Annotated in this window: 18 protein-coding genes and 4 pseudogenes; 16 read left to right on the top strand and 6 right to left on the bottom strand. The window is 59.1% G+C overall.

Translation table 11 applies throughout. The features are described 5' to 3' along the window. Positions 1 to 104: 104 nt before the first annotated feature. Positions 105 to 452 (bottom strand): IS66 family insertion sequence element accessory protein TnpB, encoded by a 348-nt coding sequence (tnpB, locus tag EOA36_RS04660; RefSeq protein WP_126101844.1) that lies wholly within the window; start codon positions 450 to 452, stop codon positions 105 to 107. Further along, entirely contained in the window at positions 449 to 802 is a 354-nt protein-coding gene (locus tag EOA36_RS04655) for a transposase (protein ID WP_126101843.1), read from the bottom strand. The genes tnpB and EOA36_RS04655 overlap by 4 nt, the downstream gene beginning before the upstream one ends. Positions 803 to 1,402: 600 nt before the next feature. Between EOA36_RS04655 and EOA36_RS04650 the strand changes: the two genes are divergently transcribed. The 6 genes from EOA36_RS04650 (at position 1,403) to EOA36_RS04620 (ending at position 10,305) form a co-directional block, all read left to right on the top strand. Continuing rightward, on the top strand, positions 1,403 to 3,073 hold the full coding sequence (locus EOA36_RS04650; RefSeq protein ID WP_126101842.1) for an ABC transporter substrate-binding protein: 1,671 nt from the start codon (positions 1,403 to 1,405) through the stop codon (positions 3,071 to 3,073). A 1-nt stretch (position 3,074) separates the two neighbouring features. Further along, a complete protein-coding gene (locus EOA36_RS04645) occupies positions 3,075 to 4,070 on the top strand; it encodes an ABC transporter permease (RefSeq protein ID WP_126101841.1) in 996 nt (331 codons plus the stop codon). Further along, positions 4,067 to 4,999 (top strand): ABC transporter permease, encoded by a 933-nt coding sequence (locus tag EOA36_RS04640; RefSeq protein WP_126101840.1) that lies wholly within the window; start codon positions 4,067 to 4,069, stop codon positions 4,997 to 4,999. The genes EOA36_RS04645 and EOA36_RS04640 overlap by 4 nt, the downstream gene beginning before the upstream one ends. Beyond that, entirely contained in the window at positions 4,996 to 6,006 is a 1,011-nt protein-coding gene (locus tag EOA36_RS04635) for an ABC transporter ATP-binding protein (protein ID WP_126101839.1), read from the top strand. The genes EOA36_RS04640 and EOA36_RS04635 overlap by 4 nt, the downstream gene beginning before the upstream one ends. Further along, entirely contained in the window at positions 5,999 to 7,000 is a 1,002-nt protein-coding gene (locus EOA36_RS04630) for an ABC transporter ATP-binding protein (protein WP_126101838.1), read from the top strand. The genes EOA36_RS04635 and EOA36_RS04630 overlap by 8 nt, the downstream gene beginning before the upstream one ends. A gap of 1,190 nt (positions 7,001 to 8,190) precedes the next feature. Then, a complete protein-coding gene (locus tag EOA36_RS04620) occupies positions 8,191 to 10,305 on the top strand; it encodes a S9 family peptidase (RefSeq protein WP_126101837.1) in 2,115 nt (704 codons plus the stop codon). 400 nt (positions 10,306 to 10,705) lie between these two features. On the opposite strand, the gene EOA36_RS04615 is transcribed toward EOA36_RS04620, so the two are convergent. After that, positions 10,706 to 11,515 (bottom strand): IclR family transcriptional regulator, encoded by an 810-nt coding sequence (locus EOA36_RS04615; protein ID WP_127229477.1) that lies wholly within the window; start codon positions 11,513 to 11,515, stop codon positions 10,706 to 10,708. A 269-nt stretch (positions 11,516 to 11,784) separates the two neighbouring features. Here EOA36_RS04615 and EOA36_RS38895 point away from each other — a divergent pair, with 269 nt between their 5' ends. Continuing rightward, complete coding sequence (locus tag EOA36_RS38895; protein ID WP_348628166.1) at positions 11,785 to 12,534, top strand: amidase family protein; 750 nt, start codon at positions 11,785 to 11,787, stop codon at positions 12,532 to 12,534. A 414-nt stretch (positions 12,535 to 12,948) separates the two neighbouring features. Here the strand turns inward: EOA36_RS38895 and EOA36_RS04605 are convergent. Beyond that, a pseudogene (locus tag EOA36_RS04605) lies at positions 12,949 to 13,290 on the bottom strand (transposase); the annotation flags it as partial. A 31-nt stretch (positions 13,291 to 13,321) separates the two neighbouring features. Then, a pseudogene (locus EOA36_RS04600) lies at positions 13,322 to 14,540 on the bottom strand (IS256 family transposase). Here EOA36_RS04600 and EOA36_RS04595 point away from each other — a divergent pair. Together EOA36_RS04595 and EOA36_RS04590 are read left to right on the top strand one after the other, a co-directional pair. Then, positions 14,524 to 14,931, top strand: a complete 408-nt coding sequence (locus EOA36_RS04595; protein WP_245460383.1) for an ABC transporter permease subunit — start codon at positions 14,524 to 14,526, stop codon at positions 14,929 to 14,931. The pseudogene EOA36_RS04600 and the gene EOA36_RS04595 sit on opposite strands and share 17 nt — an antisense overlap. 1,143 nt (positions 14,932 to 16,074) lie before the next feature. Beyond that, positions 16,075 to 17,241, top strand: a complete 1,167-nt coding sequence (locus EOA36_RS04590; protein ID WP_126101834.1) for a Xaa-Pro peptidase family protein — start codon at positions 16,075 to 16,077, stop codon at positions 17,239 to 17,241. Between the two features lie 76 nt (positions 17,242 to 17,317). Here EOA36_RS04590 and EOA36_RS04585 read toward each other — a convergent pair whose 3' ends face one another. Further along, on the bottom strand, positions 17,318 to 17,983 hold the full coding sequence (locus EOA36_RS04585; protein ID WP_126101833.1) for a TetR/AcrR family transcriptional regulator: 666 nt from the start codon (positions 17,981 to 17,983) through the stop codon (positions 17,318 to 17,320). A gap of 131 nt (positions 17,984 to 18,114) precedes the next feature. Between EOA36_RS04585 and EOA36_RS38040 the strand changes: the two are divergent. The 7 genes and pseudogenes from EOA36_RS38040 to EOA36_RS37690 all read left to right on the top strand — a co-directional run. After that, positions 18,115 to 18,414, top strand: a pseudogene (locus EOA36_RS38040) (hydantoinase/oxoprolinase N-terminal domain-containing protein); the annotation flags it as partial. Between the two features lie 50 nt (positions 18,415 to 18,464). Next, positions 18,465 to 18,608, top strand: a pseudogene (locus EOA36_RS38035) (hydantoinase/oxoprolinase N-terminal domain-containing protein); the annotation flags it as partial. A gap of 193 nt (positions 18,609 to 18,801) precedes the next feature. Beyond that, positions 18,802 to 19,386, top strand: coding sequence for a hydantoinase/oxoprolinase family protein (locus EOA36_RS38030; protein ID WP_245460083.1), 585 nt, complete (start codon positions 18,802 to 18,804; stop codon positions 19,384 to 19,386). A 28-nt stretch (positions 19,387 to 19,414) separates the two neighbouring features. Beyond that, on the top strand, positions 19,415 to 19,906 hold the full coding sequence (locus EOA36_RS38025) for a hypothetical protein (protein WP_245460082.1): 492 nt from the start codon (positions 19,415 to 19,417) through the stop codon (positions 19,904 to 19,906). Continuing rightward, a complete protein-coding gene (locus EOA36_RS04575) occupies positions 19,903 to 21,054 on the top strand; it encodes a hydantoinase B/oxoprolinase family protein (protein ID WP_245460081.1) in 1,152 nt (383 codons plus the stop codon). Before EOA36_RS38025 ends, EOA36_RS04575 begins: the two co-directional genes overlap by 4 nt. Further along, a complete protein-coding gene (locus EOA36_RS38020; protein ID WP_348628165.1) occupies positions 21,050 to 21,496 on the top strand; it encodes a hydantoinase B/oxoprolinase family protein in 447 nt (148 codons plus the stop codon). Before EOA36_RS04575 ends, EOA36_RS38020 begins: the two co-directional genes overlap by 5 nt. Before the next feature lie 2 nt (positions 21,497 to 21,498). Next, the gene (locus EOA36_RS37690; protein WP_210212404.1) at positions 21,499 to 21,819 is read left to right on the top strand and encodes a hypothetical protein; all 321 of its coding nucleotides are present in this window, start codon (positions 21,499 to 21,501) and stop codon (positions 21,817 to 21,819) included. Positions 21,820 to 22,736 lie beyond the last annotated feature (917 nt).

The raw sequence follows: 22,736 nt of genomic DNA, 5'->3' as shown, positions 1-22,736 counted from the left end.
ATATCGTCCGGCACAGCACCCTGGGCGGTGGCAACCATGCCTTGGAGTGAATCATAAAACGAGTCCGCTGACTCGCGGAAAATGGCGCAAACTCAAAGAAAAACTCAGCCCGCGCGCTGCGGTCGGAACGTGTGACGCGGGTTGCGCCAATCGATCCCGTCGAGCATGTAGGCAAGCTGCGCCCGTGATATCGAAACCGTGCCGTCCGCCGGCGACGCCCATAGAAACCGGCCCTTCTCGAGCCGTTTAGCATACAGCGACATGCCGAGCCCATCATGCCAGATAATCTTGATCAGGTTGCCGCTGCGGCCGCGGAAGACATAAAGATCGCCGGCATGCGGATCCCGGCCCAACGTCTCCTGAACTTGTAGAGCGAGACCCTGCATTCCGCGACGCATATCGGTCTGGCCGACTGCCAACCAGATACGCACCTGGCTCGGAACCGGGATCATGAAACCCCTAGCGCCTTCACCATCGCCGCCGCCAGTGTTGGCGGCGTGGTCAGCGGAATCCGCAGCCGCACCTTGCCGGCGACCTCCAGCTCGATCACCGCTGGGGATGCCGCCGGCCGCGAAACGGCGACAGGCTCATCGGGAGCCACGACAACTTCGGCAAAGCCCGTCTCGCGGGCTCTCACCGTGCGGCGCCACTTGTAGATCAGGCTGGTCGCGACATCGTACTGACGCGCCACCGCCGCCACTGTGGCCCCAGGCGCGAATGCCGCGGCCAGTATCCGGCACTGATCCGCTTCACTCCAACGGCGCCGCCGCTCCGGCCCGGTCAATAACGTCACATGGCTCATGTTGTGCTGCTAACCACGCTCGTAAGGACGACCTTAAGAGCGCAGCCTCGCTACCGTGCCATCTTCTCGCAAGGCGGCCTCCGCCGGAGGCGTACCCTGCAGACTGGCTGTGATCATGCATCGGATCTGGATCGACGTCAGCGAATTCCGCTGGTCGAAGGAGGAGGCGACCGCGATCACCAGCTAAGCATTAAGCAAGATCCGCCCTTTCGGCGGTGAATGTCCCTGCCGGGATGATGGCGTCGTGATCTCGTGGATGGGGAGGCAGCCCTAACTTAAGGTACTACTGCGTCGATTACATTGAGGCACCCACGTCTTGAACGCTAAATGCGGCGACCCAGTGTTAACCGCGAAGAGAACCACAGAGCCGGCAGGAACATGGATACGCCGACAGGAGCTTGCAATCAGCTCCACGATCAGAGAACCCCATCTAAATCCTAGATACCTGCGATATTGATTCTGTTCTTGCATTCCGTCTTTGCCCGCGACCATCATCTTCAACGCAAACGAAGGGAACCGCTGCATCACGCCAAGACATGGCCTAGGCTATGCGCGTTCGGTTTGAAATTGCGGTGCACTAGAATTTAAAGGGAGGACAGAATGAACGAGTGGCAGCTCAACCGCCGTGCCATGATGAAGGCTATGCTTGCGGGATCAACCGCGCCTTGGATCATGCACTCAAACGCGTTTGCCTCGTCGTGTGGTGATCATATCGTGCGCTTCGGCACAATGGGCACCCCGGACACGATGAACCCTTTTGCGAGTTATGGTTCCTTCTGGCCCCTGGTTTTCTCCTATGACTGCTTGGTGGGTATGGACGCGCAGCGCCACGAGGATCGGAAGGGGTTTGCGAAGGAGTGGTCCGTCGCTGACGACAAGCTCACCTGGACCTTTAAGATCTGGCCTGGCATGAAGTGGTCGGATGGTCAGCCTGCGACGGCCAGGGACGCTGCGTTCACCTATAATTATCTACGCGACTCCATTGGCAAGCCCGACGAACTAAATCGGGGTCTCAACAACACCGACGGCATGGACCAAATCGATCTCATAGAGGCTGTTGATGATGAGACTTTGCAAATAGTAACGAAGGCTCCTACGCGCTGGCCAATTGACAACTACCTTCTAATTGTCCCCGAGCACATTTGGAAGGATATCAGCTACGCCGATGCTCGCGGCACTTTCCGCAATAATCCCCCGCTGGTGGGAACTGGACCTATGATCGTTGCGGAGTTTAAACAAGGTCAGTTTGATCGCCTCACGCCAAATCCTTATTTCCGTACAGGACAGCCAAAAACTGCCGGCATGATATTGCAATACGTCACGACAATCGATTCAGTCGCGCAGGGTTTGAAGAGCGGCGACCTCGATTACGGCAGCGGTCTCACGGCCGCCCAATGGGCCGACCTCTCAAAGGATCCCAACATAAAGGTCGGTGAATCGCGCGTTGAGCAGCGTAATTATTTGGCCTTTAACACTCTCTCGGAGAAGGGGGCAGGCAGCACCAAGGCCCTGCAGGACCCGGCTTTTCGCGACGCGATCGGCTATGCGATCGACCAGAAGGCCATCGTCGACCGAGCTTACCGCGGGCACGCGGACCCTGGCGTGGGACTGGTAATGCCGGTGGCGGCCGATTACTATTCGGACCTAAACGACATCAGGCGCCACTTCGATTTCGCCGAGGCAGGCCGCCGACTCGATGCCGCCGGCTATCGCGACAAGAATGGAGACGGCGTCCGGGAGGACAAGGAGGGCAACAGCTTCCAGCTCGATCTGATTACCGGAAAGTTCTCGGGTGTCCTCGAGATGCCGATTGCGGTCGTGCAGCTTATCGCTGGCTGGCTGCAACAAGTCGGCATACCTTTATCGGTTACCCAACTCGACTCCGGCGCGCTCACTGCCCGCACGGCGGCGCCGGCGGATGGCGGCGGAGGCTGGGATTTGCTCGTAGCCAGCAACTGGCCATCTCCCACACCTCACGACCTGCTTAGGATGGGGAGCAGCAAGGCCATCGGCAACCCAAACATGTCATACTGGACCGATGACAACTTCGAAAAGCTCTTGTCCGAGGTCGACAGTACCGTCGACCCTAAGAAGAGCCAGGAACTGGTCGATGAGGCGGCGCGCCTCATTTATCGCGAAGCACCCTATATCATGCTATGCTATCCCCTCGTGCTCGACGCCCATCGCACAGATTGTTTCGAGGGCTGGGGGACACAGGACATGGTGTCGATGTGGACCTATTTTCCGTTCGATCGCTTGAGGTCAATCTGACATGGCTGCCAATGGTGGCCGGACCACGCGGCACATTGGGCATGCCCTTCTCAGAGCAGCCGTAACGCTTTCGATGGTAGTAATTCTGAACTTCATTTTATTCAGAGTCATTCCGGGCGACCCCGCTAAATTGCTATTGGGCGGGGCACGAGTTTCTGTGACCGCTGAGCAGTTGGAAGCGCAGCGGAAGAGTTGGGGCCTTGAGCGGCCGCTGGTGCCGGACCAGCTTGTCGACTACGTGTCAGCAACGCTTCATGGCGACCTCGGTTATAGTTTCAAGTTCAGGGGCAGGCGGGTCGCAGGCCTGCTCTTGGAGCGGCTGCCGGCCACTATTGCACTGGTCGGCATCGCTCAGCTCATCGCAATCGTTGTGGGGGTCACGCTCGGCATGTATGCGGGCTGGCGCAGGGGAGGAGTCGTCGATCATATCACGACGGGTGCCTCTCTCGCCCTCTATTCAACGCCATCGTTCTGGGTCGGCATGCTTCTGGTGGTCATCTTTAGCACGGCATTGGGCTGGCTACCTGGCTACGGTGGATATTCTCCGGGCGCGCTTAAGGGTTCTCTTGACTTATTGTTAGATTATCTGCGGCATCTCGTACTTCCCGTGTCCGCAGTGGCTCTTGGTCTGATCGGGCAATACGTTGTGGTTTCTCGTGCTGCTATGAGCGATGTTGTCGCCGAGGACTACATGGTAACTGCCCGGGCTAAGGGGCTGACTGACCTCCAAATGTTGATGCGTCACGCCTTTCGCAATGCAATGCTACCAGTCATGACCTTGGTGACGCTAAATCTTGGTTATGTAGTGGCGGGTGCTATTACCGTCGAATCTGTATTCGCATGGCCAGGCATAGGCAACTTAACTGTTGAGGCACTCAACGCGAGAGACTATCCAGTTCTGCAAGGGATATTCCTATTGCTTGGTGTGTCGATCGTTGTCGCGAACCTCGTCGCTGATCTTACTTACGGTCTTCTCGATCCAAGAGTTAGGCAATGAGTGAAAATACTGTTCAATATTCTAAGCGCAGCCGAGAGCGGGCTATCAAAGACTTTCTGCGTCAATTTCTTGGTCATGGCGGGGCTCAGCTGGGTATAGTATGCCTTATCTTCTTTTTTGTGCTGGCAGCGGTGCCGAATATTCTGGTGGGACCTCTGCAGACTGCGATCAATGCAACCGGCGACTTCCTCGCACCACCATCAAGCCAGCATCTGCTGGGGACGGATGAGGTGGGGCGAGACGTGCTCAATCTGGTCGTCCATGGTGCCCGGATATCACTCACGATCGCGCTGCTGGCGACTGTAATCAGCCTCATCGTCGGCACCACGGTCGGAATGACCTCGGGCTACTTTGGTGGCTGGGTGGATGTCTGGCTGATGCGCATCACAGATTTCTTTTTTGTTATGCCTTCATTCGTGCTCGCGCTGGTCATCACGCCTGTGGTCCTTGAGGTGATGGGGCGCGGTGGAGACATCCTTGGCTTCCGCCCTTCTCTTTTTGTGATCATTGTTGTCATCGGCATGACCAGCTGGGCGTTCGTTGCTCGTATCGTTCGCAGCCAGACACTCTCGCTTAAGGAGCGAACATTCGTTGATCGTGCCCGGGTGGTGGGAAGCAGCGATTTCAGCATCATGGTACAGCACATCCTGCCCAATCTCGTGCCGCAAATTGCAGCCAATGGCGCCTTGGTCGTCTCCGGCGCAATCTATATCGAGACTTCACTCTCGTTCCTTGGGCTTGGCGATCCCTTGCAGCCTTCATGGGGCACGTTGCTATCGCTCGCTCAGCGCGCCGGCGCCGCCAGTGCTGGAGCCTGGTGGTATCTTGGCGCCCCCGGGCTGTGCGCGCTTACGGTTGCGCTTAGCTTCGTCCTGATTGGCAATGCCCTCGACGATACGTTCAATCCACGCCGGAGGGTGATCCCATGACAGAACCCTCCCGGAGCACGGCGTTGCTTCTGAACGTCGACGGGCTCTCTGTTGACTACAAGCTCAAGGGCCTTTCATCGCGTGCAATCGATGGCGTAAGCTTTGCGCTTCGAGCCGGAGAGGCCGTTGCCCTCGTCGGTGAATCGGGCAGTGGAAAGACCACGACCGCAATGGCGATTGCGGGTCTGCTATCGCCCAACGCGCGGGTAAGCGAGGGCGAGGTACGCTATCGCGGAGAGCGACTGCCTATCAATGACGATGTCGCCATGCGGCCACACCGCTGGAGCGAGACGTCCGTCGTCTTTCAGGGCGCGATGAATGCGCTCAATCCCGTTCACCGCATCACCAAGCAGATCGCCGAGCCATGCATCCTGCGGCTCGGTTTGTCGCGCAGCGAGGCCACCGTGCGGGCAAGGGAGCTGCTCGAACTGGTCGGCATTCCGGCGGACCGCGGTGCAGCCTATCCTCACGAACTGTCGGGTGGGATGCGTCAAAGGGTGATGATTGCGATGGCACTCGCATGTCGCCCCTCGATTGTCATCGGCGACGAGCCCACCACGGCGCTCGATGTCATTACACAGGCTCAGATTCTCAAGCTCTTTGGGGACTTGCGATCGAAGCTTAACCTTGCCCTGATTTTGATTACCCACGACCTTTCTGTTGTTGCCGAGACTTGTGATCGCGTGATGATTATGTACGCTGGCCGCATCGTCGAGGATGGCACTGTCGCCGATGTCTTCGCGCAACCCAAGCATCCCTATACCCAGCTGCTGATCGAATCGATACCAAACCCAGCAAACGGCAAACGGATGATCCGGCCTATCCCCGGTGATCCTCCCAACTTGGTGAATCGACCCTCAGGCTGCGCCTTCCATTCACGTTGCCCGTCTGCAATGACGGTATGCGCGACCGAAGTCCCCAGCCTCGACGAAGTCCGGCGGGGCCGCGTCGCCTGTCACCTTCACCGGCCCTTGACGCAAGAGGACAAGGTCGCAATTCATGCCTGACACTGCCGACATCCTGCGTCTGGAAAGCCTGCAGGTCCACTTCCCGATCCGTGGCGGATTCTTCGACCGTGTTCTGGGCCGACCTGCCGGTGCAGTGCGTGCGGTGGACGGGATCGACTTGAACGTCGGACAGGGTGAAATCGTTGCCCTGGTCGGGGAATCGGGGAGCGGCAAGACGACAGTGGGCCGCGTCATCACCAAACTTGCTCAGCCGACAGGCGGCAGGTTGCTGTTCGAAGGCCGAGACATGACGTCGGAGCGAGGCTCCTCGACCCTGCGTCCTTACCGGCGTCGCGTGCAGATGATCTTCCAGGACGCCTATCAGGCGCTCAATCCGCGACACACCGTATTCGATATCGTGGCGGAGCCGTTGCGCTCCCTGCGGTTGGTCGAGAACCATTCCCAACTTACGGAGAGGGTCAGCGAAGCGCTTGCGGCAGCCGGGCTTAATCCTTCCGGCGATTTCTTTCCCCGCTTCCCGCACGAACTGTCCGGCGGGCAGCGACAGCGGGTCGTGATTGCCGGAGCGCTTGCCGTGAAGCCGGAACTCATCGTCGCCGATGAACCTGTGTCGATGCTCGATGTCTCGATACGCGCACAGATTCTTCAGGTCCTGGTGGATTTGCGTGACAAACACCACATGGCGCTGCTGTTCATCACCCACGACCTGCCGCTCGCGTGGTTGATCGCCGACCGGATTGCGGTGTTGTATCTTGGGCGACTGGTGGAAATCGGCACAGCGGATCAGATCACGTTCAACCCCCGCCATCCGTATACCGTCGCGCTGCGCAACGCCACGCCGCAGATTCGCGGCGACGCAGATCGCAGCAAGCTACCGGCCCTGCAGGGCGAGGTTCCAAGTGCCGCACGCGTGCCGAAGGGCTGTCGTTTCCATCCGCGCTGCCCGCTTGCCTTCGACCGCTGCAAGGAGGAGGAGCCGCCGGCCCTCGAAGTGGGACCACAGCATATGTCCGCGTGTTGGCTGACAAAGTGAAGGTCAGCCAATGCCGGTCAGTAAGGGCTCAGTGGTTGATACTCCAACCCCGTGCAAATCATCGACTGGTATGCTGTTTATGGGCGGGCTCCAGGCGGCGGTTGCGGGCGTTTGTCGCCTTGCTGGGTCGTTGCCGAGCCCATCGTCCCCCAAATACCTCCTCGAACTTCGCCCGCTTGTCGATCATCTCGTAGCTTCTCTTCCGAGAGACTTGATCTCTGGAGGAGGACATGCGGATGAAGATCCCACTGCGCATTCAACTGGATTTGTTCGCGCCCGCTGCGCCACCAACCGACATGTCCGACCGACGATCGGCTGAAGCGAGTGGCTCTGTTGCAATCGCTACTCATCGAAGCGGCGTCCGTGCCAGCCGACGGACAGTCGATCCGCGAACCTGAAGGAGGCGGGCAATGAGCAAGATCACCGCTGAGCACCTTTGCCGACCATCGTCTACATCCGGCAGTTGACAAGCTGCCAAGTCATGAACAACCGCGAAATCCAGCGGCGCCAATACGGCCTGGTCGAGCGAACTCGCCAGTTGGGCACAAGCTGCTGCTCGAGATAGTGCGGAGGCACTGGCCGTCAATCGGTCCGTTGAGAACACAGAGCCAGTCAGTTGCGTAAGGCGCCAACGTTTAACCTTCGCTCGCGGCCATGCGCGGTTCACAGGCGCTTGCTTTTCGGCCCCCACCTCGAGCGTACAACTGGCCATAACTTCGATTCGACGCGATCGACGTTGCCTGGCCGTGCACCGCACCGGCCTGTCCCCGCCGCCGGCGAGCATTGAGCATCTGGATTCGCGATAGCTGATAGCTTAATTCTATGCTTGTCAATTCCGGCATAAGCTTGAAGGTCTAATCAATAGCAAAGCAAGCGAGCTGCAGGGCCATCATCTAGGTAGCTGAAACGGTCGCCCGCGTGTTTATGACTATGTAACAGCGGATTTTTTGCAGTTCATGTTATTAATGATGGCTGAGAATAGCATGCACGTCGCTATTGTAAGCAAGTTCTGCGTCGTGCTGAACGCTATGCTGTCAAAATCGGAAAGAGAAAAACAATGAGGCATCTCATGGGTCATGATTTCTTGAGCGGTTTGCTCGCTAGTCGGGCGGGGGGCATTAGTGAAGAAACTATATTTTTGAGGGCTGCCGCGGCAATCCTTACTTTTGCTTCCACGTGAGGGAAGTGTGATGGGAGACAAACGCCTACAGCCGCCGCTTCCCCATTCCGAGCCGCGGATCAGGGTGCTTCATGACGACGTAACAATAGACCGGTATCGATGGCTTCAACACCGGGAGAATCCCGATGTCCGCGCTTATCTGGAAGCCGAGAACAGCTATGCGGAGCAAGCGACAGCTCACCTGAAGGGGCTCAAGGCGGAACTCATCGCCGAGATCGAAGGTCGTCAGACCTGCGAGGGCGTCGCCGCACCAGCGTTCCAGGTTGGACCTTTCGAGTACTTCCAAAGTCACGAGCGGGGCTTGTGTCATCCCGCATGGTGGCGCCGGCCGGTGACCGGAGGCTCGGCCGAGCTTGTTCTCGATCCGAACGCGATTGCTGGGGCCGAGGTCTTCTATCAGCTCGGTGTGTTCGAGCCGAGCGACGATGGGCGTTACGTGGCGTTCAGCTTTGATCTCATCGGCGACGAGCGCTACGAGTTGAGAGTGCGGGACATGGCCGCCGGCCGTGACATATGGCGCGACTCGGGTCGCGCCCGGCGCGTTGTCTGGGCCGCCGACAATCACACGCTCTTTCTTACACGGGAGCGGAGTGATCGGCGGCATGTCGATCAGATTGTCCGCTTGGACGTAGACGTCGGAAACTTCGAGGTGGTGTTCGAGGAGGCCAATGAGCGACTGGCGGTGCTGGTTCGGCGTTCTGATAGCGGCGCCTGGTTGTTCCTCGACGTAGTTACGACCTATTCCTTCAGCGTTCAGCAAGGCGCTGTAGAGGTGTGGTGTCTTCCGTCCGACGAGCCGCAGGGCAAGTGGCGCCGGATCGTGAAGCGTGAACTTGGGCACGAGATCTATGCCGAGCACTGGGGCGACAGGTTCCTGTTTCGGGTGGACGATGCTGGACCGTACTGGCGGCTCGTGTGTGCGCCGATTGACGACCCGTCGCCATCGCGCTGGGAAGAAGTCATACCACATCGGAACGGCGTGACCCTCGAGGAGGTCCACGTGCTCGAACAGCATCTGGTTGTCCTGGAACGAGAAGGTCTTCGTCCTCGCCTGATCTCGCGTAACGGAAGCGGGCGGGTTGGGGCCACGATCGTTCCCGACCAGCCGAGCTGCACTCTAATGGTCGGCCTGTCGGCAGGGGGGCACTGTTCGGTCGCACGGCATCCGTTCCGAAGCTCGAAGTTGACCTACTCGGTTAGCTCGTTTGTGACGCCGGACACCGTCATCGAGCATGATCTTGTCGACGACCGATCGGCAGTCCTGTACCAGGCCCGAATTCCGGGATATGACGCGGCTCAATATGTGGCGACGGTGGTCATGGCGGAGGCGGAAGACGGGGTGCAGGTCCCGATCTCCTTGGTCGCGCGGCGCGATCGAACAAGCCCGGGGCCGGTACTATTGAATGTGTACGGCTGTTACGGAATACCGAGATGGCCCTCGTTCTTCTCGTGGCCCTCATCCATAACAAAGCGCTTGAGCCTGCTCGATCGCGGAGTTGCTTTCGGCATCGTGCACGTACGAGGGGGCGGTGAGCTCGGACGTCCATGGCACGAGGCGGCTACCCGCGATCAAAAGCGCATTACCCACACAGACTTGATCGCCGCTGCAGAGGGGCTCGTTCAGCGGGGGATTGCCATCCGCGACGGCATCGTCATTGAGGGAAAGAGCGGTGGCGGGGGTACCGTGCTTGCCACGGCCGGCTTGCGGCCCGACTTGTTCCGCGCCGTGCTCGCCGAGGTTCCAGTCGCCGACATCCTAGATACCGAACTGGACTTCACGATGCCGTACGCGCTACATGAAACGGCGGAGTACGGAGATCCCCACATCGCCCACGAGTATCGGTACCTGCGCAGCTACGACCCGTACTACAACCTCAGCGCTGATCGCCCACTTCCGCCGACGTACATCGACGCCGCGCTCGACGACGGCCAGGTGCTCTATTACCAGCCCGCTCGCTACGTGGCGCAGCGTCGGTCCTGCGCGGCCGATCGCGATCCCGAGCTTGTCTTCCGCATGCGGATGGTGGGCGGCCACAGCGGCGCTTCACATGGGCCTGGTGTAGCCGAGGAAACAGCATTTCGCATTGCCTGGACGCTCGACCAGCTCCGACGAACAAGCAGCTGAACTGATGCTGTCACAAGTCCTCACGGATTGTGGTCAGACGGAAAGTTTGTCGTCGCCTATGATTATGTGGGCGCTCGGGCGGCCGACAAGTTAAGCAGCCGATTTGTGGACCCGCCTTCGTCCAGCTCTCGGCGCTTGCGTCGGCAATTTCGGGACAGGGACAACCGGCAGCCGAGCCTGAAGTGTACCTCGCATAAATCACCTTGGCTCGTCTGCGGGGCCGGGCCGGGTCCACGCCGCCGCAAAGCCCGCCGGGGCGTGGAGGGCGTAATTGCTGCCGTTGCTCTTTTGAACGAAAGATGTCATCGACGGCAGACGCGAGAGACTTTCGGACCTCGCCGTAGCGCCACATGAAGCGAATACCGATGTGCTCAGGTCACTGGGCATGTTGCTTTGCTGATCATATCGTCTGAGCACCGTGATGTCCTAGACGCCGCGAGATGGTTGCCGCCGCATTCATGACAAGAGGCGCCAGCTGGCGTTCACTTTGCTGGGTGAAATGAAAAACCGGCATCGTAACGGCAATTGCGGCCACAACTCTCCCCCTCCGATCGTGGATCACGGCCGCGATGGCGGCGGTTTCGGGAATGAACTCCCCCACATTCAGCGCGTATCCTCGTTCGCGCACGCAACGCAGCTCGCGTTCAAGCGCGTTCCCCTCGGTGATCGTGCGGTCCGTGTAGCGCTCTAGCCCGAGCGCCAAAACCTCTTCCAGGGTTGACCCAGGCATCTGCGACAGCATGGCTTTTCCAGTAGCCGTGCAATGCGCCGGATTGCGGCGCCCCGGTGCCGCGATGTGCTTGATCGACCCAGGACCAAGTACGTGCTCGATGTTGATGGCCTCCGTCTTGTTCCAAAGACTGAGCGAGGCCGTTTCCCTCGTGCTCTCGGCAAGTTCCTCCAGATAGGGTCGCGCCACCCGGACCACGTCAAGTTCAGCAAGAAGCCTGCTCGCCAGCGCGATGAGCTCAACTCCGAGCACAAACCGTCCAGTCTCTTCATCGCGCTCGACGAATCCGTTGTGCTCAAGCGTCGACAGTGTCCTGGAAACCGCGCTTGCATGCTGTTCTAGCCGCCGCGCGATCTCATTTACTCCGATCGGCCTTTCACTCGCGCCGACGATCCTCAGCAGATTCAATGCCCGTTGCACGGTTGTAACCTCACCACGGGCTCGGTCACGGGCGCTCGGGGGATGTTTGACAGAATTCATCGATGACTCCTCAGCTCCACTGGACAAGTGTTCACACCCCTGTCACGTTTCAAACCTAGTTGCAATACAGTTGCATTATCTGCAACACGGACGAGGTCTCGACGAGGTAAATTCGTGCTGAAGTCCGGTCATTCTCACGGGCCACACCTCCTCCTTGGATCCTCCTTGTTCTCAATTGGGGACTGAACAATGGCGATTTCACCAGCCGACCGCACAGTTCCATCGTTCTGGAGACCTGCGTGCCGTCGATCCGATCGCTATTGAGAGTGATGTCACGGGTACGCTTCGGCATTGGCAAACCGGGCAGGTTGGGAACGCAACTGCGACAGCCATCAATAGAGCAGTTGGTGAGTAAGGATCTGTCGAATGAGAATGAGCGAATATGCCGACCACGATGCTACCGATTTGGCCTCTCTCGTGAAGGCGGCCGAAGTGACGGCCATGACGAGGTCAATCGACGCATCAACGCCGTCATAGACTGTCGAGACAGTTGTCGTCTCGGACGAAGGCATCTTGGGCGGAGTACCTTTCCTTCGCAAGGATATTGGCGCTACCGCATCTCGGCGCCCTCAAGAACAGGGGAGCCGTCTCTTCAAAGGATATCGGCCCCGAACCGACAGCCATTATTATCGCCGCGCGCGAGACGCAGGGCTCCGTACCATGGGAGAACAACATGCCCGGAGTTGGGTACCTCAGGTATGAGTGAACTCAATGGCATTACCGCCAATCCATGGAATCTGGAACGATCTGCAGGGGGTCCTCATCGGCGCTGCCGCGACGGTCGCTGCCGACATCACCCCCTTGCACATGCCAGCGACGGCGGCGGGTCAATTCGCATTCCTGCATCCTGGTGCGGTCTTTTCGGGCTCATTCCGATCCCGCGGACGGATTTCAGGTCCAAGACGCTCATTTGGTCGCACTCGCGAATTTGTTTTCTGTCGAACGGTGCGCGACATGGCCGCCGCATTAGACGTCCTTTCGGACCCTCATCCTGGAGATCCGTTTATATCATGGTCTAGCTGGAATGACTTTGCACATGGCGACAACCGCGGGTTAGAAGTCATCGCGTCGGTCGGGCTGCCAGCCGTGTGCGAAGCGCTCTCTGCCAAGCTGTAGAATTGTGACGAGTTGCAGTGCACAGAATGCGCGAAATTACTTCCATAATGGAGATAGATCAATGACCGGAGCACCACACCTTACATTCGATCTCGAAGCGCCTGGCGTGAGCATAGGTTTCCTCGTTGTGCCCAAAGGCGCAGGCTGCGAGGCCCTTTCGTTCCGATTTTCTGCCTAAATAGGGGCCTGTTGCGCAGTAGCGGAGGGATGTTTGAAGGGATCGGATTGCAGGGGGTTTCGCTCGTATTCTTGAGCTCTGTCGCCTTGGGTGGGGGTTGGCGGCGGTGCGGCCTCTTGCGGCCGGATTGTAGGCGCACCTATCCCGTGATGGCGGTCCATCGGCGCATGTTGAATGCGATCGCCGCCATCGTTACCTGGGCGGTCGCCTTGGCCAGCCCGACATAGGGGATTGCGGTCAATCTCATACGGTTCTTGAGCGTGGCGAAGGTGGTCTCGACCGTCGCCCGGCGTCTGGCGATCAGGCGATTGTAGTGCTTGAGCCGCGGCGGCAACTGCGGATGATGCTTGTTGGGGCGGCGCGCAATGCGCACCTTCTTGCCCTCGGCCTTGAGCCGGGCGCGGCGGGCATGGGTGTCGTAAGCGGCGTCCGCCCACACCCTCTTCTCGTCGCCACGGATCAAATCATCGGCCATGGGGGACTGTCAGGAATTCCGTGTGCGGGTGGGCGGTTCAACATTGTGCCGCCATGGCTTTGATGAAGCGATTCGCCGAAGATGACGGCAAACTGGGCCTTGGCCATGGACCACTCACGTGGCGGCATTTTCCACTCTTTTCGGACCGGTTCAAGATCAGGTAGAGCAGCTTGGTGGCCGCGCCATCGCTGGGGAAGTGGCCCCTGGCCCTGACAGCCCGCCTGAGCTTCGAGTTCAGCGCCTCGATCGCGTTTGTGGTGTAGACGATCCGGCGGACTTCGTCAGGGAACGCAAAGAACGGGATGACCTCGCCCCAGGCACGCCGCCAGCTCTGGCCGATGGCGGGATAGCGCTGGCCCCATGGGCCGGCCTCGAACGCCGTCAGCGCCTTTTCGGCAGCATCGGCATAGACGGCGCGGTAGATGTCCTTGAGCGCTGTCGCAAGCCCTTTGCGGTCTTTCCAGGAGACGAAGTCCATGGAGTTGCGCAGCAGGTGGACGATGCAGGTCTGAACGATCGCCTCCGGGAAACGGCGGTGATCGCGTCGGGGAAGCCTTTCAGGCCATCGATGACGGCCAGCAGGATATCATCGACGCCGCGGTTCTTGAGCTCGTTCATCACCGGCAGCCAGAACTTGGCGCCTTCATTCTGCTCGAGCCAGGCCGAGTACCTCCTTGGCGCCAGCGGCGCGGACGCCCAACGCGATATGGATGGTTTTGTTGCGAACCATCCCTTCGTCCCGGGTCTTGACCCGGATCGGGTTCGAAGAAAATGAGCGGATAAACCGGATCGAGCGAGCGCTGTTGCCAAGTGGCGACTTCATCGAGCACGGCGTCCGTCACCGTGCTGATCAGATCCGGCGACACGTCGACGCCATACAGATCATGCAGGTGCCCGGTAATCTCCCGGGTGCTCATGCCGCGCGCATACATTGACACGATCTTTTCGTCGAAGCCGGGTAAGCGACGCTGATACTTGGCGATTAGTTGCGGATGGAAACTGGCGTGGCGATCACGCGGTATGTCCGGTTTCCGTCGTCACGGTCTTGCGGCCGTAGCAGTTACGCGTATTGCCAGCGCCTTCGCCGCTCGCCAGATGATGGTCCATCTCCGCGTTCAAGGCGCGCTCGGTCAGAGCCTTCTTGAGCGTATCCAGCAGGCCGCCCTGTTCGAAGGCTGCACTGGCTGCGCCTCCTGCCAGAAGCTGGTCGAGAAGATCATTTGGATCGCAGGCTCTTTAATCCTGGCGCAGAGCATTGGGGCTACAAGCTACGTAGTCGTGATTGTCTCAGCGACTTTAGCCAACTTTGATAGACGTTTAGAGCAAGCTGCCATGAGCATGGGGGCGGGTCCCGTCCAGACCTTCCGACGAGTAACTCTGCCTTTGATTCTGCCTGGTATCCTGGGAGGGGCCGTTTTTGCCTTCATTCATTCATTTGACGAAGTGGTGATAACCTCATTGGTACGCGGTTACTCAATCAAGACCTTACCGCTAAAGATGCGGGAGAACATTAGTCATTCGATTGATCCTACAATCGCCGCGGTTTCCTCTCTGTTAATGCTCCTGCCTGTCCTTTGGGTGGTCGCCATTTATTTTACGTGGTGGCGCTCAATGAAGGAAAAAACATCGTCTCATGCGGCGATTTAAGTGCCGGCAAGGCCCACAAAGAATACTCTGTTCTTCGCAGCGAGGCGGCAAAAGCGATAGTATGGTCAGGGCATTGCAATCGCTGCCGACGGCGGGATCCGGTTCTCTTGCAGGTCGGGCGCCAGTCAATTTAAGATCGCGAAGCGGTGTCATGTGCAATCGTTCCCCATGCCGCACTTTCATTCAAGGGAGCGCGTTCCGCCTAGATGGCAAGCATTCCGCGCGGCAAGCGAGATAGTAGGTTGTGTCTGTAAGTGTCGTGACCGAAGATGGAGCTGCAACAGGAACAGTGCACGTCGGAGCGGTGGCGCCGCAGGTGAAGCGGTTCACCGCGCACCTGGGGAGGTTGTGCGGGCAGAACGGCTTGCCCCACTATGCCGGGCGAACCTACGCACCACCGTGGAGCCTTTTTCGTCCGTCAAAAATTGGGGGAGCTTCAGGGTCTTAGGTCAGGGCCGTTGAGAGAAACCTTCTGCGGATTGGATGCATGGGTCCATGAGTGACTCCGCTTCCATGCTTCCAACCTCAGGCCCGCCGCCTGGAAGAAAGCGGTTCATTAGCGCCGCGCATCAAGCGTTGGTTCAAATCCGGTCGTGGCCTACCACCCGCTTGGCGAAGACATGGGAAGGGTGGCACCCGCAAAAGCAACCCAAAAGCACCGCAAGGGCAGCGGATGGGCCACGCCGAGGATTGTTCCTGGGGGAGCATCTCGCTTCTAGATCATGACATATGCAAACTGAATTTGACGCAACTTGAGATCGACAGTTAGAGGATCAATAGGCGACGTATGCACAGAGGCGAAACTTTCCGGCATCTGCAGAGCTTGGCGCCACAAAGGTCCTAACCTCGGATGTCGGCTGAACAACGCGCCATCCAAACATCCGGAGACTGCACACAACGCCAGAGGCTGAGTTGCCCTGATCTTTCGATCCGTTGAAATGGGGTACGCAGCCACAATCATCCAAGAGACATCGTGGCCTTCGTCAGTATCTCTCAATTGCTGACAATCCCATTCATAGAGGCAGACGATTCTACCCCTCTAGTTCCCCCGCGCTTTACGCTTTTCGGACACTTGGGCGCGTGCTGTTGCCCTAAATTACCCTACCGACGGACGGCCCCACACCAGGCAAGGAGTTAAAACCAATGGCGATGCCAAAAGGACCACAAGCGTTTCCCCGGGCTGAATATCTGCGACGGCTGTCCGTAGTTAAGGCGGAAATGGAAAAACGCGAGATCGATGCCTTATTGGTAAGCACTTCGGCGGATATCACCTATCTTTCCGGATACACTGCCAAATCTGGCTACATCCCGGAAGCGCTGATCGTTTCCTTGAAAGATGAGGAGCCGACCTTTGTGACGCGCCGTTGTGATGCGCCGGGCGCTGTTCATCAGATGTTCTTCGATAGCAATCGAGTTATTGGCTATCCAGAAGCGCTTATCGCAAACCCTGACAAAGATGGCTATGATGCAATAATTGATTTCCTGCATGAAGGTGGCCTTGCGGGGCGGGTGGGGATGGAAATTAAATCCCTCAGGCCGGAATCGGTAGAGAAATTCAGGACCCGGATGCCGGACGCCAAAATCGTAGATTTTAGCAAAGCAGTCGCTTGGATCCGGCTAATTAAATCCGACCTTGAAATCGCTATGATGCGGGAGGCAGCGGCGATCACTGATGCGGGAATGTTGCGAGCGGTAGAGGTAATCCGGCCCGGCGTTAGAGAAGCTGATGCTGCGGCAGAGATCATCTCGACGTTGATCCGAGGTGCGAATGGCAAGCCAAGCACGGATTTGTCGCACTTTCTTTTATGTGCTTCACCGCGTTCCTCCACGCCGCATATCAGGTGGGCAGAAGATGTTTTCCACGACGGTTCGCAGATCAACCTCGAGTTTAGCGGCGTGCGTCATGGGTATACCTCTGGGCTGATGCGAACTCTGTCAATCGGCAAATCGTCGGAGCAGTTGCGTCGAGTGCACGAGGGAGAGGTAGCAGGACTGGAAGCTGCGCTTGCCGCGGTCAAGCCAGGTGCCACTTGTGCCGAAGTCGCTATGGCTTTCAATAAAACGCTGAAAAAGCACGGTTTTGCGAAAGAAACCAGATGCGGCTACGCCCAAGGAATCGAGTGGCTGGAACCAACGGCGAGTCTCAAGGAAGATGACCTGACCGTGCTTCGGCCGAACATGACTTTTCACCTGATGCTCGGAAACTGGATAGACGAAGACTTCGGCTATGTGATCAGTGAAAGCTTCCGCGTGACCGAAAGCGGCGCCGAAACATTCTCTCGCTTGCCACGAACAATCTTCGAAATCTGATTACAGTTTGCCGCGCACCTCCCATCTTTGAAAAGAAGATCGGGCGGGCGGAGCGACACTACGCGGGACTCAGCGTTCACGCGAGCACGTAGCGGCGGATCACTTCCTTGATCGTCGCCAGCCGCCTGTCTGCTTCCTGGTCTTCCAGAATGCTCTTGCCGAATGACACTTCGACCGTATAGGCCGTGGCTACGCTGAACCAGCACTGGCTCGATAGGGAGATCCACAAATCAGCTGGATTGAGGTTCTTCCGAAACACGCCGGTCGCCTCGCCGCGGGCAATAATGCCACCCACGAGCGTCATGAGCTTGTCGATTGCCAATTCTGAGCGCGGCACTGAGCGCAAATTGTCGCCATGATGGAGATTCGCGATTCCAACCAGCACAAGGAACCCAGGATTTTTCCGATAGTAAGTGAGCGTGAACTCGCATAGCTGATCGAGCGCGACCATCGGGTCGGCGGAGATTGTGAGCACGGCTTCGGCCTCGCGCATTCGCCGATAGGCGTTGACGAGTACCCTCTGAAACAACAGTTCCTTGCGCTCAAAATGGCGATAAACTAACGCCTTGTTCACTCTGGCCGCCTTGGCGATACTTTCCATCTTCGTACCGCTCAGGCCATTCGCGACGAACTCCGCCTCGGCAGCGGCCAGAATGGCGGCGCGCGTGCGCGAGCTCTTTTCCGATATGCCATGACCTTCAGCGACTTGCGGCTGGCCTACGTTGGCACGTGCTACGATCATACGTTTGCCTTTCGAATCGGACGAAAACTTAGTTTGTTTCCTAAAAGAAAACTGCGAGGCCTGCCCATAATATGTCTTGCCAGACCATACAGCATTGCTTACGGTAACGGAAACGTTATCGTTACAAAGCGGTGAATGAGCAGGCGCATTCGTGTGCATCGGACGTCGGTGGCACATTCACCGACAGCATCGCATACGACGAGGCTACCCAGACCATAACGGTTTCCAAGGTGTCGACCACGCCTGTCAATCGTGCGCAGGGCACCGTGACCGGGCTGAAGCGGGCTCTTCTTCTGCAGGGCGGCACCGGGAGTGAGGTCGTTTACGTCGGCCATGGCATGACCACGGCGACGAACGCCGTCATTCAGCGCAAGGGAGCGCGCACGGCCTTCGTGACCAATCGCGGCTTCCGTGATATCCTTCTGATCGGCCGGCAGAATCGACCGACACTGTTCGACATTACAATCGTCCGCCCGAGCAACTGGTACCGCGGGACCTCTGCTTCACCGTCCGCGGTCGTCTGGCGCCGGGCGGCACGGAAATCGAGCCGCTCAACGAGGCGGATGTGCATGAGGTCGCCGCTGCGATCAAGGCGGCCAATGTAGAGGCTGTCGGCGTCCTGTTCCTGCACTCCTATGCCAATCCGACTCACGAGGAGCGCGTACGCAAGATCCTCGAAGAGTCGCTTCCTGGCGTCGCCATCTGCATCTCCACCGAGATCAATTCGGAATTCCGCGAGTACGAGCGGGCGTCGACGACGGTCCTGAACGCCTATCTCCGCCCCGTTATGCAGAAAATACCTGGAGTCGCTGCACGGTATGCTCGTAGATGCGCGGGAGGGGCTCGCGCTTTCCAGCGAAAAGCCAATGATGGTCATGGACGCGGCAGGCGGTCTCATGAGCCTCGACAGCGCGCGGATAAAGCCAGTGCACACAGTCCTGTCCGGGCCGGCCGGCGGCGTCGTCGCCAGTGCCCATGTGGCCCAACTCGCCGGGATTCCTGACATCATCACCATGGATATCGGCGGCACCTCGACCGACATCAGCCTCATCCGCAACGGGCGCCCGGAAATCACGCGTTCGGCGAGCCTGGAGACAGTGCCTATCCGGCTACCGGTCATCGATATCAATGCAATCGGCGCGGGCGGTGGCTCAATCGCCTGGATCGACGACGGCGGCGCGTTGCGCGTCGGTCCGATGAGTGCGGAAGCCGTGCCGTGGCCAGTCTGCTACGGCCGCGGCGGGATCCTGCCAACCGTTACCGACGCCAATCTCGTGCTCGGTCGCTTCGACGAGAAGTCGCGACTCGGTGGCGATCTCGGTCTCGATCTGGCGGCTGCGCGCAAGGTTATCGAGGAAAAGATCGCCAACCCGATCGACCATCATCCGCTCGCAGGTTGCTAAGGCGAACGCGCATCTCGACCATGACGGCGTGCGGCAGGAAAAGCGCGACATCGAGGTCAAGATCGACGTGCGCTACCTCGGCCAGAGCTACGACCTGCCGATCCTCGTCGACATAACCGATAAGCATTTCTGGGACAAGCTTCCGGACAACTTCCACGCCGCCCACGCTGCACGCTTCGGCCATGCGGATCCCTCGAACCCGATCGAAATCGTGGGTATCGGCGTGACCGGCATCGGCCGGATCGACACGCCGGTCTTGCCGAAGCTCGCCGAGGGAATGTCGCTACCGCCTCCAGCCGCACTCAAGGGATCGCGCAAGATCTATTTCGAGCCGTTCAATCAGCTCGAAAGGGGCGAATTCCAGGACGCGCCGATCTACGATCGCGCCGCGCTTCTGGCCGGCAACACGATTTGCGGTCCTGCGGTGGTTGAGGAAATCTCGGCGACGACCATTCTTTATCCCGGCGACCGATTGACCGTCCATGTGTCCGGCAACATGATCGTTGAGGTTGCGCAATGACCGGGTTTGATCCCCTCCGCCTCGAAGTCCTCAAAAACGGCCTTGAAGCGACGGCTCAGGAAATGGGTGTCGTCCTGAAGCTGACATCATTCTCGCCGAACATCAAGGAACGCATGGATGCCTCCTGCGCGATCTTCGATGCCAAGGCGCAACTCGTTGCGCAGGCTGAGCACGTGCCCGTCCATCTGGGCTCGATGCTGAGGGCGGTTGGTCCGACCCTCGCCCTCATTGAACCACTGGCACAGGGTGACGTCGTCATTCTCAACGACCCCTACGTCGGTGGCGCGCATCTGCCCGACATCACGCTAGTCGCTCCCGTGTTCGTCGAAGGCCGCTGCATCGCCTATGTCGCAACCCGCGCGCATCACTCCGACGTCGGCGGCATGGAGCCGGGCTCGATGCCGGGCCGCTCGACCGAGATTTTCCAGGAAGGCCTCATCATTCCGCCCGTTCGCCTCTATCGTCAGGGTACCGAGCAGACCGACATTATGGCAATGATCCTCGCCAACGTGCGGACGCCGGAAGAGCGTAAGGGCGACATCAACGCCCAGCTCGCAGCGCTCCGGATCGGCATTCGCCGCATTGACGAACTGGCCCATCGCATCGGCTCTCAAACGCTCGAAGACGGCTTCGCTGCCATTCTCGACTACACGGAACGTCGCGTGCTGAAGCGGCTAGCCGAACTTCCGAGCGGCAGCTGGACGTCGGAGGACTGCCTCGACGACGACGGCTCGAGCGACGATCCGGTCGTGATCAAACTGCGCGTGGATGTCATGCCTGATAAGATGGTGCTTGACTTCACCGGGTCTTCGCGCTTGCGGCGCGGTAACATCAACGCCGTCCAGGCGATGGTTCATTCATCGGTCTTCTACTCCATCAAGATCCTGATGGACCCGACGCTGCCGCCGAATTCCGGCGTCATGCGCCCGGTCACGATCCTGATTCCTGAGGGCTCGTTTCTCGACGCAAAGATGCCGGCCGCCGTTTGCGCCGCCAACACCGAGACGACGCAGCGTCTGGCCGACACGGTACTGAAGGCGTTCTCGCAATTCGCGCCGGACCGGATCGCCGCCGCGAGCCAAGGGACGATGAACCTCGTCGGCGTCGGCGGTCGACCCGCGCAACGGCAAACCGTACACTTACATTGAGACAATCTGCGGCGGCCAGGGCGGGCGGCCGATGGGCCCTGGCATGAGCGCGGTGCACGCCAACATGTCGAACACGCTCAACACGCCGATCGAGGCGCTAGAAATCAGCTACCCGATGAGGGTGGAACGCTACGAGCTGCGCGAAAACTCTGGGGGAGAAGGCGCCAATCGTGGCGGTGACGGCGTCATCCGCTCGCTGCGTGTCATCGGGCACGAAGCGCGTGTCTCGTTGCAGACCGATCGTCGCCGGTTCAACCCCTATGGCCTGCATGGTGGCATGGTGGGGGCGACAGAACGCAATTGGATAGAAAAAAAGGGAGAGCTCACGAGGGCGCCCAGCAAGGGAACGATGACCCTCGACGCTGGAGATGCGGTCATCCTGGAAACGCCTGGGGGAGGTGGTTGGGGAGCTCCGACCGGTAGAAGAGAACCGAAGGAATGAATTTGAAGGGCTTTGACATTGCCGCAGCGAAAATCCGGGCGCTGTCGTTCATGGCCGTTTCGCAAGCGTTCTCGGCTGCGGCTCACACACCGACCGGGTGGTGTTTGGCCACGAAACAGCCCGACAGCTCCGAGGGCAAGACACACAAAGTCTTCGCCGAACAGGTCGAGGAGTATTCCGGCGGCGATCTCATCGTCACTGTCCATCCGTCTGAGCAACTCCACAAGGAGAACGCAATCGGGCTCGAATGCGCTCGGTGCGACCGAGATTTTCCAGGAAGGCTCCGCTTGCCGTTCTTAAGCTCTACGACGGCGGCGTCCTGAACGAGGCGATCTGGGAGATTATCGGCTTCAACGTCCGCGTCCCAGGTATTGTCCTAGGCGATCTGAAAGGCACAAATGGCTGCCTGCACGGCCGGTCGCCGGTCCTTCATGGAGTTGCTCGGGCATTATGGCCTGACGGAAATCCTTGCCTACGCGGAGGAACTTCATAATTACGCCGAGCGGCTCACGCGCGCTTAGATCACCGAGCTACCCGATGGCGTTTACACATTCACCGATCACATCGACGGGCTCGGCAAAACGCCCGAGCCGATCATCATCAAGTTGGCGGTCACGATCAACGGCAATCGACTGTCGGTCGACTTCGCTGGATCGTCGAAGCCGGTCAAGGACGGCATCAACACCCCGCTCCCCTTTACCAAAGCAAGTGTCTATACCGCGCTGCGCTCGGTGATGAAGTCGGAAATACCGAACTGTCGCGGCTTCGAGCGCGCCATAGTCGTCGCCGCGCCGCTTGGCACCGCCGCAATTCCGTGCATCCCGCGCCCTGCGGCGCGCGCGGAATTACCGGCTACCGAATTATCGATGCGATGTTCGGGGCACTCGCGGCTCCGTTGCCCGATCGCTTCACCGCCGACGGGATGGGCGGATCGAGCGTCCCGACCTTCGGTGGCTGGCATAACGGCAAGCCCCTATGTCTTCACCGAGACGGTCATGGGCACCTGGGGCGCTGGTCAGTCGCATGATGGCCAGGTCGGGGTACCGCACATGGGCGCAACCAGGCGAATGTGCCGATCGAGATGATCGAGGCGAGTTACCCCTCCGCATCCGCAACTACGGCACGGTCTCCGACACCGGCGGTGCCGTCGCCAGCGCGGTGGCAACTCCTTCATTCGCGAATATGAATTCCTTGGCGAGGATGGCATTTTGTCGCTGCGGTCCGACAAGCTCGCCTTCCC

The sequence above is a fragment of the Mesorhizobium sp. M8A.F.Ca.ET.021.01.1.1 genome (genome assembly GCF_003998025.1).
Lineage (GTDB): Bacteria > Pseudomonadota > Alphaproteobacteria > Rhizobiales > Rhizobiaceae > Mesorhizobium.
Note: the sequence above shows the minus strand (reverse complement) of the source record. Positions and strands in the feature narration are given on the sequence as shown.